General features: G+C 42.5%; 15 protein-coding genes and 1 pseudogene. 4 read left to right on the top strand and 12 right to left on the bottom strand.

Annotated elements, in window-relative coordinates:
- Positions 1-2: 2 nt before the first annotated feature.
- The 8 genes from JCM15548_RS12560 to JCM15548_RS12525 form a co-directional block, all read right to left on the bottom strand.
- A complete protein-coding gene (locus tag JCM15548_RS12560) occupies positions 3-728 on the bottom strand; it encodes a carboxymuconolactone decarboxylase family protein (RefSeq protein ID WP_062125901.1) in 726 nt (241 codons plus the stop codon).
- Between the two features lie 11 nt (positions 729-739).
- Positions 740-2,380 (bottom strand): carboxylesterase/lipase family protein, encoded by a 1,641-nt coding sequence (locus JCM15548_RS12555; protein ID WP_062125898.1) that lies wholly within the window; start codon positions 2,378-2,380, stop codon positions 740-742.
- 79 nt (positions 2,381-2,459) lie between these two features.
- Entirely contained in the window at positions 2,460-3,713 is a 1,254-nt protein-coding gene (locus JCM15548_RS12550) for a DUF418 domain-containing protein (protein WP_062125894.1), read from the bottom strand.
- A 153-nt stretch (positions 3,714-3,866) separates the two neighbouring features.
- Complete coding sequence (locus JCM15548_RS12545; RefSeq protein WP_083985126.1) at positions 3,867-4,790, bottom strand: aldo/keto reductase; 924 nt, start codon at positions 4,788-4,790, stop codon at positions 3,867-3,869.
- An 86-nt stretch (positions 4,791-4,876) separates the two neighbouring features.
- Entirely contained in the window at positions 4,877-5,323 is a 447-nt protein-coding gene (locus JCM15548_RS12540) for a nuclear transport factor 2 family protein (RefSeq protein ID WP_062125891.1), read from the bottom strand.
- Between the two features lie 29 nt (positions 5,324-5,352).
- Positions 5,353-6,399 carry an alpha/beta hydrolase gene (locus tag JCM15548_RS12535; RefSeq protein ID WP_062125888.1) on the bottom strand — a complete coding sequence of 349 codons (1,047 nt, stop codon included), beginning with the start codon at positions 6,397-6,399 and terminating at the stop codon, positions 5,353-5,355.
- A gap of 26 nt (positions 6,400-6,425) precedes the next feature.
- Positions 6,426-7,277, bottom strand: coding sequence for an aldo/keto reductase (locus JCM15548_RS12530; protein WP_062125885.1), 852 nt, complete (start codon positions 7,275-7,277; stop codon positions 6,426-6,428).
- Positions 7,278-7,285: 8 nt separating this feature from the next.
- Positions 7,286-8,368: an alpha/beta hydrolase gene (locus JCM15548_RS12525; protein ID WP_062125882.1), complete on the bottom strand. Its 1,083-nt coding sequence runs from the start codon at positions 8,366-8,368 to the stop codon at positions 7,286-7,288.
- 182 nt (positions 8,369-8,550) lie between these two features.
- Here JCM15548_RS12525 and JCM15548_RS12520 point away from each other — a divergent pair, with 182 nt between their 5' ends.
- Positions 8,551-9,438, top strand: coding sequence for a helix-turn-helix domain-containing protein (locus JCM15548_RS12520; protein ID WP_062125880.1), 888 nt, complete (start codon positions 8,551-8,553; stop codon positions 9,436-9,438).
- Between the two features lie 158 nt (positions 9,439-9,596).
- On the opposite strand, the gene JCM15548_RS12515 is transcribed toward JCM15548_RS12520, so the two are convergent.
- On the bottom strand, positions 9,597-9,956 hold the full coding sequence (locus JCM15548_RS12515; protein WP_062125878.1) for a response regulator: 360 nt from the start codon (positions 9,954-9,956) through the stop codon (positions 9,597-9,599).
- Positions 9,957-10,331: 375 nt separating this feature from the next.
- Between JCM15548_RS12515 and JCM15548_RS12510 the strand changes: the two genes are divergently transcribed.
- Together JCM15548_RS12510 and JCM15548_RS12505 are read left to right on the top strand one after the other, a co-directional pair.
- A complete protein-coding gene (locus tag JCM15548_RS12510) occupies positions 10,332-11,075 on the top strand; it encodes a hypothetical protein (protein WP_062125873.1) in 744 nt (247 codons plus the stop codon).
- Positions 11,075-11,356, top strand: a complete 282-nt coding sequence (locus JCM15548_RS12505; RefSeq protein WP_062125870.1) for a hypothetical protein — start codon at positions 11,075-11,077, stop codon at positions 11,354-11,356. Before JCM15548_RS12510 ends, JCM15548_RS12505 begins: the two co-directional genes overlap by 1 nt.
- Here JCM15548_RS12505 and JCM15548_RS12500 read toward each other — a convergent pair.
- The 3 genes and pseudogenes from JCM15548_RS12500 to JCM15548_RS25995 all read right to left on the bottom strand — a co-directional run.
- Positions 11,353-11,826 carry a hypothetical protein gene (locus JCM15548_RS12500; RefSeq protein WP_062125867.1) on the bottom strand — a complete coding sequence of 158 codons (474 nt, stop codon included), beginning with the start codon at positions 11,824-11,826 and terminating at the stop codon, positions 11,353-11,355. The two genes, JCM15548_RS12505 and JCM15548_RS12500, sit on opposite strands and share 4 nt — an antisense overlap.
- A gap of 27 nt (positions 11,827-11,853) precedes the next feature.
- On the bottom strand, positions 11,854-12,114 hold the full coding sequence (locus JCM15548_RS26000) for a putative peptidoglycan-binding domain-containing protein (protein ID WP_305047391.1): 261 nt from the start codon (positions 12,112-12,114) through the stop codon (positions 11,854-11,856).
- Positions 12,115-12,135: 21 nt separating this feature from the next.
- Positions 12,136-12,386: pseudogene (locus JCM15548_RS25995) on the bottom strand (glycosyl hydrolase 108 family protein); the annotation flags it as partial.
- 468 nt (positions 12,387-12,854) lie between these two features.
- Here JCM15548_RS25995 and JCM15548_RS21705 point away from each other — a divergent pair.
- A complete protein-coding gene (locus tag JCM15548_RS21705) occupies positions 12,855-13,130 on the top strand; it encodes a hypothetical protein (protein WP_157482736.1) in 276 nt (91 codons plus the stop codon).
- The last annotated feature ends 687 nt before the right edge of the window (positions 13,131-13,817 follow it).

Below are 13,817 nucleotides of genomic sequence, written 5' to 3'. Positions count from 1 at the left end.
AGTTATCTGGAGCTAAGAATTTCATTTAAAACAAGGTGAGCCGACTTTGCCTCTTTTTTACCCACAGTTGATTTTATAATACTAACAAATTCAATCAATTGTTGTGGGCTTAAACCTAAATTAAGGCAAATGGCCAAATGACTTTTAAGCATTGGTTCGGCACCGCCAATTGCGCTTATGACCGAGATGGTTACTAGTTCCCGTTCGGTAAAGGACAAAACATCGCGGTCAAAAATAGCGGCAAACAAATGCTCTTTGAGAAAAACTTCAATTATCGGAGCAAAGGCGGCATAACCGGTTTGTGGCTCGTTTAACTGCCTACCGACTAGTTCCTCCAAATTTGCTTTCCCTCGGTCATATTTACTTCGTTCATCATTTATTGGAGAGGCATCCGCCCCCAATTCATCTTCAATTCCTTTTGCCTTTCGCTCATCAAGTACTTCCATTAATGTCTGCAAACCACGAATACTGCGAGGAAATCCGCAATAGGCATACAGATGCACCATTATTTCCTTTATTTCATTGATGGTCAAGCCAGCCTGCAAACCAGCGTTTAATGCAGGTTTTAAAGTTTGCAGTTCGCCTTGGGCTGTGAGTGCTGCAATGGCAACAATGTTTTGCTGTTTCAATGTGAGCTGCCGACTAGTAGTCATATCATTTTGAGCATTGAGTTGAAAGCTTAGAAAGCATAATGCAACACCAATTTTTAGAAAATTACATAAGTTCATATCATTATTTTTTATATTCCACCACGATTTTGTATCCGGTCTCTAAACTTGAAGGCCTTTTCTATAACATCCAATCTTTCTTTCCGGGGTTCAGGTTTCGCTATTGCATTACCTTCCAATTCAACGTCCAGAATTTCTTCTTTTTGAGTATCATAAAGTGGCCAATCCGGAAGGCCTTCTCCATTTGGATTTCCTGTTTTGGCAAAGTTCACCCAATACGCATTCATTGTTTTGGCCAGCTCTAGGTCTTTGTTGGCCACTGGCGATCCATCGCGATTTGTCAGGTTGTTGAATACAAACCCAATCTCGGCTCCATGTCCGGCACCATAACGCATCCAATTCTTCATAGACTCTGGGACGTACCCGAATTGGTAAACGTAAACCGGTTTTTGGTTACCAACAAAAGCCCTTGCAGTAAACCGGGCAGGTTCAGCCCATACCCAATCTGTATTGAACTTTGTAACAACCTCAGCGAATTCTTTGTTACCGTCAGGGTCATAGACAGACTTTGCTTCCTCTTGTAATTCACCAAACGAAGAAAACAGAGCCTCCTTTGTATCATTCAAATTAACAAATGCACTACCAACTTCACCACTACAACTTCCTATTATAAGAGGAACTTTCGCTTGTCTTCCAGCGTTATATGCGCTCTCCGCAGTTTCTGTCACCAACTTGCCATCGAGAATCGGGCCTGAATAAATTCTTAGTCCACCCTCACCATCATTTTCCTGACCTCCAGCTACAATTTGCTCGACACTTAGGGCACGCAGTTTGGCCAGAGCCGCTTCGTCTGTACCTTCAATACCATGTTTACGGGCAAAATTCACCCCGATTGCTTCCGCTGACACAGGATAAAGAGCATCACCATTGACTTTTCTTATTGGCCTGCCTGTAAGCACACCATCTCGTCCACCTCCTGATTGACTGATTGCTTTATGAAAAAGTCCACGAGCATCAGGTATTGTCAACAACGAGTGAACAGCTACCCCACCAGCAGATTGACCAAAAATGGTAACATTACCCGGATCGCCACCAAAAGCTGCGATATTATCATGAACCCATTGCAGAGCAGCAATCATATCCATAAAAGCGTAGCTCCCTTTGTGTTCGTCAGGATGCTCCTTAGTTAATGCAGGAAATGCAAAATGCCCCAAACGCCCAAGCCTGTAATTAAAGGTCATTAAGATAACGCCTTGTTTGGCAAACGCTTCTCCGGAAGTAACCGGCCCAGCACCGCTGCCTCCAACAAATGCACCGCCATGTATCCACACCATCACCGGCAGTTTTGCATCAGGTCTGATATTGACAGGCCGCCATAAATTGAGATATAGGCAATCTTCCGATGAACCATCCTGAATGGTTCCGGCAGCAGCTCCCCATCCTCCTTGTGCGCAATTTGAAGCATACTTGTTTGCTTCGAAAATTCCGTCCCAAGGCTTAACAGGCTGTGGTGGACGCCAACGAAATTCGCCTATGGGTGGGGCAGCATAAGGAATTCCTTTGAAAATTTCCACCTCTCCTTCAATTAGACCCCGAACGGTTCCAGCTTGAGTTTTAATAATTGGAAATTCATCCTTTGGGTTGTTTGCCAGAATTGTATTTATAATACTACCAAGCATAATGATGGCCAAAGTTTTTAATAATCGTTCCATTTCAACTATGTATTTGTTAAATTTCCAAACGTTTTATAATCAACCCACCCTTCCATTTTGCCCGATAATACATTTTATTTCAGAGCTTAATTTTTCTAAATGGTTGAAGTTTTAAAAAAGTTAAAGAGCGCCACAGCCATTCCAAAGGGCCATACAAATAGTATTTTAGCCAGTATTTGCTCAAGAAACCTTGTATGGCATAAATTAAGATGCCCAACAGAAACAATGCTGTAGGTCCCCAATTGCTGAAAACTGGCCCAAATGCCCACAATGAAAAAATCAGACTCCCCAAAACTCCCTGCATAATGTAATTGGTCAATCCAGTTCGTCCGTAGGGTGATAATACTTCAAGATGTTTTCCAAATTTTGCGGACTGGTATATTAGTATAAATCCAACAGTTAAGGCACTTGAAAATAAAACAAGGCTAATATCATCCAATGCTTTTACCAGTAATACAGAAAAAGGTATATATTGGCCATCTGGTCTAAACAGCAATCGGGTTTGAACCGAGGGGAATAAGTTTTGGAGCCAGGTAACCAGGATGGTTGCCAATACAAAACCAATAAAAAGATAAATATTACGTTTTCTCTGCGTTACAATCTTCTCAAAGAACCGAATACGCCCAATTATCAAACCAAGAAGAAATAGCGCAAATGTAACATATCCCCGCCCCATTAATCCAAACTGATAATTCAACTTTCCTTGCAATCTTTCTTCATAGTTATGCCTGGCAGAGTTTAGGAAAGAAGGATTTGCCAAATGTTCAGGTAAAACACGAGGAGCTTCCCTGCTAGTTATTTGTCCCTGCTCAGCGGGTTGAATTGATGTTAAGGTACTGTTATGATTTATTGAATGTATAATACGCGGGCCACCTATCAAAAGGAAAGCAACCATTGTCAATAGAATCCAATTCTTAACTCGATACAGTAGAATCAATATCAATCCAAAAAAGCCATACACAGAAATGACTTCAACATTATAAAATGAGTGACTTAATAAACCCATAGCAATTAATAGAATCATCCTCCAAACAAACCTCTTGCGAAAGTCAATGCCTTTTTTCGCCGCCCTGTCCATTTGAATGAAAAAGCTTAAGCCGAATAGAAAGGCAAAAACATTAATGAACCTCCCCATTATGATATTATTGCCAATCCATTGAAAAGCAGCATCAAGCTCCGGGAATTGAAGCATTCCAGACTGGGAGGGTAATGATGCTATCCCGAAATGCTGGAGCATGTGCATTAGAATTACACCCAATAAGGCAAAGCCCCTAAGAGAATCTAATACCGAAATTCGTTGAAGTGGAGATGATAATGATTTATTTTCCCCCATAATTAATAGTTTTCTGCTTAATGAGTCGTATTGTTTTGCGATAACTAGCCTTCAACTTATGTTAATTGCAGCAAAAAATCAACTCTGCATCATTAAAATTTTGAAAGGTTGTGAGCCAAAACTCCTGAGGGCATCACGATATTCGTCTTCCATTTATCTGTCAGCCCAGCTATCAAGCTGCTCTAAGGTCACATTGAAAAATCGTTTATCCTTATTTAGTGAACGCATGGTTGTCATTTCTTCATCACTCAGCTCAAAATCAAAAATACTGATGTTCTCCTTGATGTGAACAGGGTTTGTTGCTCCGGGTATTACGGAAAACCCCTCCTGAGTATGCCAACGGAGAATAATTTGAGCAATGCTTTTTCCATGTGCATCGGCAATTGTTTTAATTGCGGGGTCAGACAACAAACCGGCATCCCCATGTCCAAGTGGATACCAACATTCTATAACAATATCGTAAGGTTTTACCCACTCCCGTATGTCATTGCGCTGCGCATAGGGATGACATTCTATTTGCAATGCAACAGGTTTAATTTTCATGTGATCAACAATAGCATGGAAGCGTTCCTTACTGGCATCAAAATTACTGATGCCTAACGCACGAACTTTTCCTGACGCAACCGCCTTTTCCATCTCTTTCCAGGCATTGACATAGTCGCCAATTGGTTGATGGATGTAAAGCAGGTCAATATAATCGGTCTGGAAGCGCTTCAAAATTGTGTCTATTGATGCGAGGGTTTTGCCATCTGCATAATCAGAAACCCATAATTTGCTGGTTATAAAAAATTCTTCACGAGGGATACCACTTTCCTTCATAGCTTCTCCAACAGCTCCCTCCACACGGTAGGCGGTGGCGCAATCCACATGCCGAAACCCTTTACTAAATGCCTCAAGACAGGCCTCTTTGGCCTGTTCGTATGAAATGGCAAAAGTGCCTATGCCCAATTGTGGCATCTCCAAACCGTTGTTCAGTTTTAACAATGGCACATATTCTTTTCCCTGTGCGTTAGTATTATTGATACTAACGAAAAACAGGACTGCTACCAGCAGAAAATAATTTTTAACTGTTTTCATATTCTTTCCTAATTTATTTTTGAGTTTGTAATCATTGCCTTCTTGGTTCGATAATGCGAATTGTTATTGTTGTGCAATAACTATATTTAATGCCCAGAAGGCGTCATCAATCGTGTAAATGATAATGAGCCTAATTTCCATTTTCCATCCTGTTTTATATAAACCTCGCTTACTTCAAATGGGTTGGTCACTTCATTTCCTCCAACTTCAGCCAACAAGGTAATACGGTTTAAAAGTATGGCAGTGTTATCAATAATATTCACTGATACTTCATGGATTTCAGCCTTTTTATACCAGATACCCCCACCTTTGATGATATTGAGTTCTTGTTCGGTACCCCATGCTCCCCCCATATGCACGAACATGGCTTTTTCGTGAAAGAGATCGGCCAAAGCATCCACATTTTTGTCGGCCATCCACTGCCACTTTTCTTTGGAAAGGTTTATTATTTCCTGTTCATTAGCAGGGCTTTGTGAAACGGACAATTGCGTAGAGAAAAACACAAGTATCAATCCGGCTATAATTGTTTTCATAGAGCTAAACATTAATAGGTTAGTGATATTTACAAATACTTCCCAAAGAAATCATTGAGTTTGTCCATTGCCTGTTCAACATATTCAGGAACATGATAGGTTTGAATGTGTGTAGCTCCCGGAATAAGAAACAGTTCCTTTTCGTCAGTGCCTGTAGCAAGGCTGAATGCCCTGTCGGTCATGTAAAAAGAGTCTGCTTTGCTACCGGCCATCATCAGTAAGGGCTGGTTAATCAAATACATGTTGGTTGCAGCATCGAATGCCATCAAATCGATTAAACTACTCGTGGTGTACCTAAAAGTAGAATTGGGATGGGCATGCGTTCTGTGGTAATAATAATGTCCTTCACGATATAAGTCAAAAGGCATTTTGTCAGCCATCTCATCGGTTATCAGAGTATTGGCTGTATACAGCACTTCACCTCCTGCTGCTTCCTGTGCACGGGCCTCAGAAGCCTGCATTAAGCGTTCCTGAACCGTTTCAACTTGCGAACTCATAAAACCATTACGCCGAACTACGCCTGAATTAAACATGCTCAAGGTGGCCACGACTTTAAAACGTTTGTCGGTTTGGGCTGCGGCCAATGAATAGCCACCGCCTCCGCAAATGCCCAATAAACCCAGACGGCCAACATCTACGCCGTCATATTGAGTAATAAAATCTGCCATTCCCCGTATGTCTTCTATCCGAAAGGCAGGCTTGTCCACATTACGTGGTTCTCCGCCGCTAGCACCCTGAAAAGCTGCATCGGCTGCGATGGTGATGAACCCCGTTTCCGCCAAACGCTGTGCATACAATCCGGCTACCTGCTCTTTAATGCCACCGTTGGGATGCGCAACCACAACAGCCGGGTAACTTTTTGAAGGGTCGTAATTGGCCGGAGTATAAATATTGGCAGCAATTTCAATCCCATTCAGATTATATTTTACGGGGTGAATATTTATTTTTCCCGGTACATTTTCGGTTATTGCATCGCGATAAACCAGTCCGTATGGATTGGAAAGTTTAGTTTGAGCAGATGCAAGTATACTGGTTGCCAAAAGCATAACTGTCACTATTTTATTTCTTATTTTCATCTGAGTAAGTTTTTCATTAAACAGGACTATAGGTCAGCTTTACTGTTTCCCAACCATTTTACCATTTCAGGGTCACGGTGATCGAAAAAGCTTGTAGCATTCATATCTAAAGAAGCTATTGCCTCCATATCCTCTAATGTCAACTCAAAATCAAGGCAGTTGAAGTTTTGCACAATTCTCTCTTTGTGAACTGATTTAGGAATGGCAACAATACCCCGCTGAGTTAACCACCGAAGGACAACCTGTGCCACTGACTTGTTATATTTCTTGCCAATTTCGGCCAGCAAATCATTTGAAAAAAGGTTGTTTTTACCTTCAGCAAACGGGCCCCATGATTGAAGCTGAACACCATTGTCAGCAAGGAATTTTTGCGTTTCCGTTTGTTGGTAAAAAGGGTGCGTTTCAATTTGGTTGACCGTTGGAACAATTTCGTTGTGAACAATCATATCCATCACCCTATCGGGGTGGAAATTACTTAGGCCAATGGCTCGTATTTTCCCCTCTTTATACAATTCTTCCATTGCACGCCACGAACCATGCACATCGCCATAAGGCTGATGAATCAAATACAAATCAAGATAATCGAGTTGTAATTTGTTTAATGATTTTTCGAAAGCCATTTTTGTTTTCTCGTATCCTGCATCCTGTACCCAAACTTTGGTCGTAATAAAGAGGTCTTCCCTGGCAACACTACTGCTTTTGATAGCATTTCCAACAGCTGTCTCATTCAAATAAATTGCAGCTGTATCAATTAACCTGTAACCAGTCTCAATAGCTGTTAGCACACTATTTTCGCATTCCTTTAAGTCTGCCATTTGAAACACCCCAAAACCGAGGATGGGCATTTCTATTCCGTTGTTTAATTTTACTGTTTTCATACTTTCCTTTAGTTATCTAATCCTTTATCTCTTAGCCATTCTGACATTAAATCGGCGATTTCGACATTGTTTAAATCTGAAAACGGGAAATGGGTATTGCCCTTAACTCCTAATTCCGGCAGATGCACCACGGTAACATCGCCCCCATATTTATTTACACAATCGCGCCAGAGTCTCGCCATTTCCATACGCACACGCCAACCATCCTGTCCGGGATTTGAATTTAGTTCTTCTGGGATGAAATCGCCATAGTAAATAACAATTGGAATTTGTGTTAATTTCATAAAGTCCTGCATGGGAATATCAAAAGCTTCAAGAGTTCCTCCGGCGCTTGACATTGGTGCAGGCACTTCCCCTTCGGGAAATAAAAAACCACTTCCAGGTTCATAAGAAACAATGGCGGAAATATTTTGATTCTTAATGGCCGTTAACCAGCCCATACCACCCGAGTGCGAATGTGTAATCAAAATACCCTGACCAATTTTATCGAATAGTTCTGATACGGCTTCGGCATTGACATTAACATCAATTGCACCTATATCAGGGGTCATGCTACGGAAATATTGCTCCAAGGTTTGTTTGTCACGTGCAAATTGGACACCTTCAAAATAGTCCGGCCATATACCGATACGAAATGTTCCAAACCACTGCTGTTCATCAGGAATTGGGTTAATTGATGCGGAAACTGTACTTCGTCCTGCATCACCTCTTCTTGGCTGGTCAATTAAATAAACAGGAAATCGCTTACGCAAAAAAATGTTCTGATAACCTTCACGTCCATCAGGAGTGGTTTCCCACGTTTTTGAAAACTGTCCGAAACCGTGCCACATGACCAGCGGATATTTGCGGGCATCCGTAGGGATTTGATAGAAAACATAGGCATGGTCGCCATGTAAAGATTGCCCCTCTGGAGTTGGATTATATGGATTAAATGTTCCGGGGTTTGTAATTACAGAACCTCCAACTGTAAAACTTCCTTGTTCATGAATAATTATAGAATTATCCTTGGTGGTACATTGGGTAAAAACTATAATTGAAATTGCGAGCAATATCAACTTAGTTAATTGTAATTTTTTTGGATTTGTATTCATAGTCAAAAACGGTTTTAATTTGCCTAATTTCTTACAAAACAAAGGTATGGCTAAAAGGAAAGAAGGTCAGTATATGAATTACTGTATTTATAACCATTATTACTGATATCGCCATTATGCTATTCTTTCCAATGAATTATTACGTAGATTTGTATGAATAATTTATTTGAAATCAATAGGATATGATAACATTTGAAACCATAAGTGATTATAATGATTTTAACAATCACGAAACACTTCATCCTTTAGTAAGTGTAATTGATTTTTCGAAAGCTGACGTGCGAACAGGAAAAAAAATGTACTTCGGTCTGTATTGTATTTTTCTTAAAGATGTAAAATGTGGCGATTTAATTTACGGACGAAATTACTACGATTATCAAAAAGGAACATTGGTTTTTGTTTCACCCGGTCAGGTTGTTGATGTTGCCAATAAAACTGAACCCTATCAGCCAATGGGTCATGGATTAGTATTTCATCCGGATTTATTACATGGCACAACACTAGGAAAAACCATTAAATCCTATCATTTTTTTAATTATAGCACCAATGAAGCAGTGCACCTGTCAGATAAAGAACGATTATTGGTTTTGGATATGTTTTCTAAAATGAATTCTGAGTTGGAGCTTGGTGTCGACAAGCACAGTAAAAAGTTGATTGCTACTAATATTGAATTATTCTTAAGCTATTGTGAGCGTTTTTACGACAGGCAATTTATTACACGTGAAGACGTTAACAAAGGAATTTTAGAAAAATTCGAAGTCCTTTTGAATGACTATTTCCGGGGCGACCTTGCTCAGCTTATTGGTTTGCCCACAGTGGCTTATTGTGCAGAAAACTTGAATTTGTCGGCAAACTATTTTGGTGACCTTATCAAAAAACAAACAGGCAAATCGGCTCAGGAGTTCATTCAAAACAAAGTTATTGAAGTTGCTAAGGAGCGCGTATTTGACACCAATAAATCCATTAGTGAGGTAGCCTATGAATTAGGCTTTAAATACCCGCAGCATTTTAATCGATTATTTAAGCAGAAAGTTGGATTCACACCAAATGAGTACAGGAATATAAGTTAATCAATCTCTGGGGTCTACATTTCTACCGGCATGCAATTCAACCGAGAGTCATCGCTGGGTTCCCAATTCCCGGGACAAGCCGTGCCGACCTCTCAGACTCCTATATATTATTGTCAAGAGCTTTTTTCTCTGTTGTTTAATCACATGTTTACTTTAAATTATTTCTTGAAATACTTTTGTATTAATGTCAATAATTCATCTATGTTGATGGGTTTTGCAATATAATCGTTGCAACCTGCTTCAATTGCCTTCTCTCTGTCGCCAGATAGTCCAAAGGCTGTCTGAGCTATAATGACAATTTCCTTGTTAAATTGACGGATTTGACGAGTCGCCTCAAATCCATTCATATCAGACATTCTAATATCCATCAGAACAAGGTCAAGGTCAGGATTATTTCTACACGTTTCAATGGCTTCAAGTCCGGTCACTGAATGTAAAACGCGATGGCTTATCTTTTCCAACATATTTAAAATGAGCAAATCAGAAATTTCATCGTCTTCTACAATTAAAATTTTCAACCCCGAAACTTCGGGATAATTTTGATGCTTTTCTTCATCATCTTCTACATATGACCTACCTCCAAAAGGCTTTTAACCTCATTTACAACTCGATAAAAAAAGGGTAAACAAGGTTTTACAACCGAGAATTGGTAGCTCTCTTACTTGAGCTAACTAAACATTACACCATCCATACGTATTATATACACAAACCATACAAGGTCATCGAAGTTGCAGCGAGGATAACTCTTGTTTACCAATCGGAACTATAAATTAAAGAAGTACCTGCCAACTTATCCCTTCTTTCTCACCTTGGTACATTTCACCCATCGTCATTTGATTTACCTGCAACAAACGATTAGTTTGGCTCAGAATTAAGTCACTAAACCTAGTATTATGGCAAGGCAAGTAAGTTTTATCAAGTTGAAAGGGCGGGTTGGTGATCTGTCCTTTTACAAAAGTGGTGGCGAGTATCTCGCCAGAACCAAAGGTGGGGTGGATGGCGAACGCATCAGAACCGATCCTAGGTTTGAGCGCACCAGGGAAAACGGTCGCGAATTTCAACGTTCTGTGAAAGCCGGCAAATTGCTGCGAGATGCTTTCAGCGAGCACATCTTTTTAACTGCAGACCGAGGCATGAGCGGACGGCTGACTTCCGCACTTTCCAAGGTGTTAAAGAGCGACCCTGAGTCTGTCCGGGGCGAACGCAATGTGATGGGTGGCGAGCTGGGAATTTTAGCCGGCTTTGAATTCAACAGTGGATCCAACCTGGATGGAATTTTCCTGGGCCGTTATACCACCCAGGTTGCTGAGGGGATTGCCAATGCAGAACTGGAAGCTTTCAGTCCATCCACCAGCATCCGCAAACCAGAGTCCGCCACCCATGCCCAGCTGGTCATGGTAGCCGGAAACTTCAACTTCAACGACCTGCCCTCATCTGTGGCCAGCGCCCAAAGTGACACTTTCGACCTATCCGAAATTGAGCATGAGGGTATTACCCTGAACGTAGAAGTGCCGGTAGTGGAAGGTGGTACCGGATTGGTCATGTTGGGATTGACCTTCTGGCAGGAAGTCAATGGTCAGCTGTATAAGCTGAACAACGGCGCCAGAAATGCTCTGCGGATTGTAGCAGTAGAGTAATGCTCCCACTGTACCACATCGAGCGCAGCCAGCAAGCCGGATTTTTGGGAGGAACATTGACCAGTGTTGTGGTGAATATTTCGGTAGCGGATCTGATGGTAACAGTTATCCTGTCGATAGTCGGTACACTGGTGAGCTTTCTGATATCCATGCTGCTCAAAAGGTGTTTAGCAAAAACACCTCATCGCGAAACGCCACTAAAGAAAAATCACCAATGGGTGATGGTTTTGATGTTTGAGAGAAAGGCTCCTTGGGAAACCAAGGGGCCTTTTATCGGTTAGGGCGTGCCAGGGCTTCCCTCCTCCTTGCCCAAAGAAGAACCAAAGTAAAAACTAAAGACCTGGGTAACGATGGCACTCAACACACCCAGGATGTAAATGATGATGTCCTGACCTCCTTCCTGCAGCTGCTCCGGAAAAAACAGAATTACAAAAAACAAGGCAAAAGAAAGAGCCGTAGTAATCAGCGCCAGGTAAGCAGACACATTCTTATTGAGCCGACTGGCCTTATCACTCATCTGCACCTGCCGGTGCATCTTCCGGGCAGAATCCTTATCCTGAAGAATCAAACCTCTCTCCTCATTCTCCAACCTACGGGCCTCGTTGATGTAACCCCATTCCGCCTTCCTGAGCTCCAAATCCAACTGCATCTTCTCCCCCTTCGTGGTAGTAAGACTGTCAACAATAGTTCCAGTGGAAGATACCAGTCCCCCATCCTTTGTACCAGCAAAAATCTTTGAAATCAAATTCATGTCTTAAATTTTTAAATTCAACAACCATTAAATATCCCCCATTGCCCTGCGCACCCATCCGTAGAAAAACCGGCTGTTAGCCGGCCGTTTCTTCACCAGGTGAATGTATCTGGCAATCTTCCCTAATGTAAAAGCAGCCAGGAAAAAGTCCCCATCAATGGCATTCAAGCGTCCCAGGGTAACCGGTCCCACTACCCCATCGGTAGATACTTCCAAAACACCTTGGGCAATAGCCACTCCAGTCCTTACACCAGCATTCACACAAAAATCAAATAAGGATTCTGCCATCTGCTGATTGCAAATCTGATCCCCCCGAATAGGATCCCAGAAATTATGCCGGTAGAAATCCTCCACCTTTAGGTCCAGGTCCTTCCCGCTGACAATGTTTCCGGGAAAACCCGGTAAGCGTTTAAAATCGTCTATATCCACCCATCCTGCCCAATGGGGATGGATGTTCCGGGCAATGCCTTATAGGTTTCCCCTCCCAAGTCAACCAGGTCGTGTACATAACCTCCTTCATGACGGAGGACCTTTTCAATAGCAAGTTTAAAATTCGCCATAACTTCTTTAGTTTAAATTTAATAACCATCGGAAAGGTATCAGTGAAAAAGAGCTTCTTCAAACCAACTGGGTTCAGATGAGAAAATTGACTAAAGATTTCGCTATCAGAAGTCCATTTGCTAAGCAGCATGCCACACCAATCATTACGCAACAAGCTATTTTAACCGCGTAGGCAACCCCAAAATCCAGCGAGGGAGGGCAAGGTTTTTAAAGGAAAAACTTTACACAACCTACCAAACAAGAAGGAAAGCCCTGTTTTTCCTTTAAAATTCATATAACCTTGCGTGTGGTGGGACGGTGGGATTAACTTGCCCGAAGCGGTTAATGTAGGTGTTTACCTCAGAAACGAAAACTTCTGCTTTTTTCTTCGAAGTAAGCAATCTGCAGATAGAAGAAACTGCGGGTAAGGAAAAACAGCCTTGAGCAAGCGGTGGGGCGAAAGGTGCAATGAGTGAGGAACGAACGGGTTGCACCGAAGCGAAGGAACGAAGTGCGAGCCGACTGCGAGTGGAGCCCCCGGTGCCAGACAGAAAGCCCGAAGGGCGATGGATGGCAACTGCCGGCAGCCGAAGGCCTGGCGCGCTTTTTGCCTGCGGGCGGCTAAAGCAAGGGTGCCGCTTGAGGTCATCGTAACGACCAGTCGGCCAAGAAATGGAGCCGCATCGGGAGCAATGAAGGTTCCGCACAGCAATATAGTAACAGCTGCAACGAAATGTAACTGCTGGCAATATGGACCTGGCTAAAAACGCGAAATTGCGGAACCTCATGCTTCCGGAAGGCGGAATGCCTGTGCGCGAGGTGGAGTGGAGAGGACCGAAACAGGCACGCTTGCGTGCGGTACCGAAGTGGTTGAAGACCGGGAGCAACCAATGAGTGAGGAACGAACGAAGCGAGCTCCCGGGATTTAACGACTGCAGGTACAGGGCTTTTGCAAAAAGCGTGACAGGCCTGAAGCCGGGGGCGACCCGCAGGCGAGCCCAACACAGGCTGCGGTTGGATGCGTGGCGGCTTGGAACATAACGAAGAGAGGCACGAACGGAGTTATGGAACAAGTGGCCAAAGCAGACAAAGGAGCAGCCGTGAGGAAGAATGATGAGCGCGATTTTTGTGACAGCCTGCGAAGCACCCAAAGGGCGTACGGCTTTGTTTTTTGCAATAGAAATTTACAGTAAAAAAAACAATGCCGTACGGGCTGGCGCTAAAATTGCCGAAGAATGATGACGAACACCGCTTTTCCTGGCCTTGTGCGCGGGGACTGGAGAGAATCAACGAGATCAGAAAATCCATGCTAAAAACGCACTAAATGGCAAAAAATAGTTTGCAAGTAATTAATAACTTTTCCGAAGGATAGCAAATACTTTGTGAAGACTCCCGTAACCGCTGTCGGTTGCGGGAACGTAAAAAATCGAGTAGGAGAAACGGGATTAATT

Source organism: Geofilum rubicundum JCM 15548 (genome assembly GCF_000974365.1).
Taxonomy (GTDB): domain Bacteria; phylum Bacteroidota; class Bacteroidia; order Bacteroidales; family Marinilabiliaceae; genus Geofilum; species Geofilum rubicundum.
The sequence above is the reverse complement of the archived record's forward strand: the minus strand, read 5'-3'. Positions and strand labels throughout refer to the sequence as shown.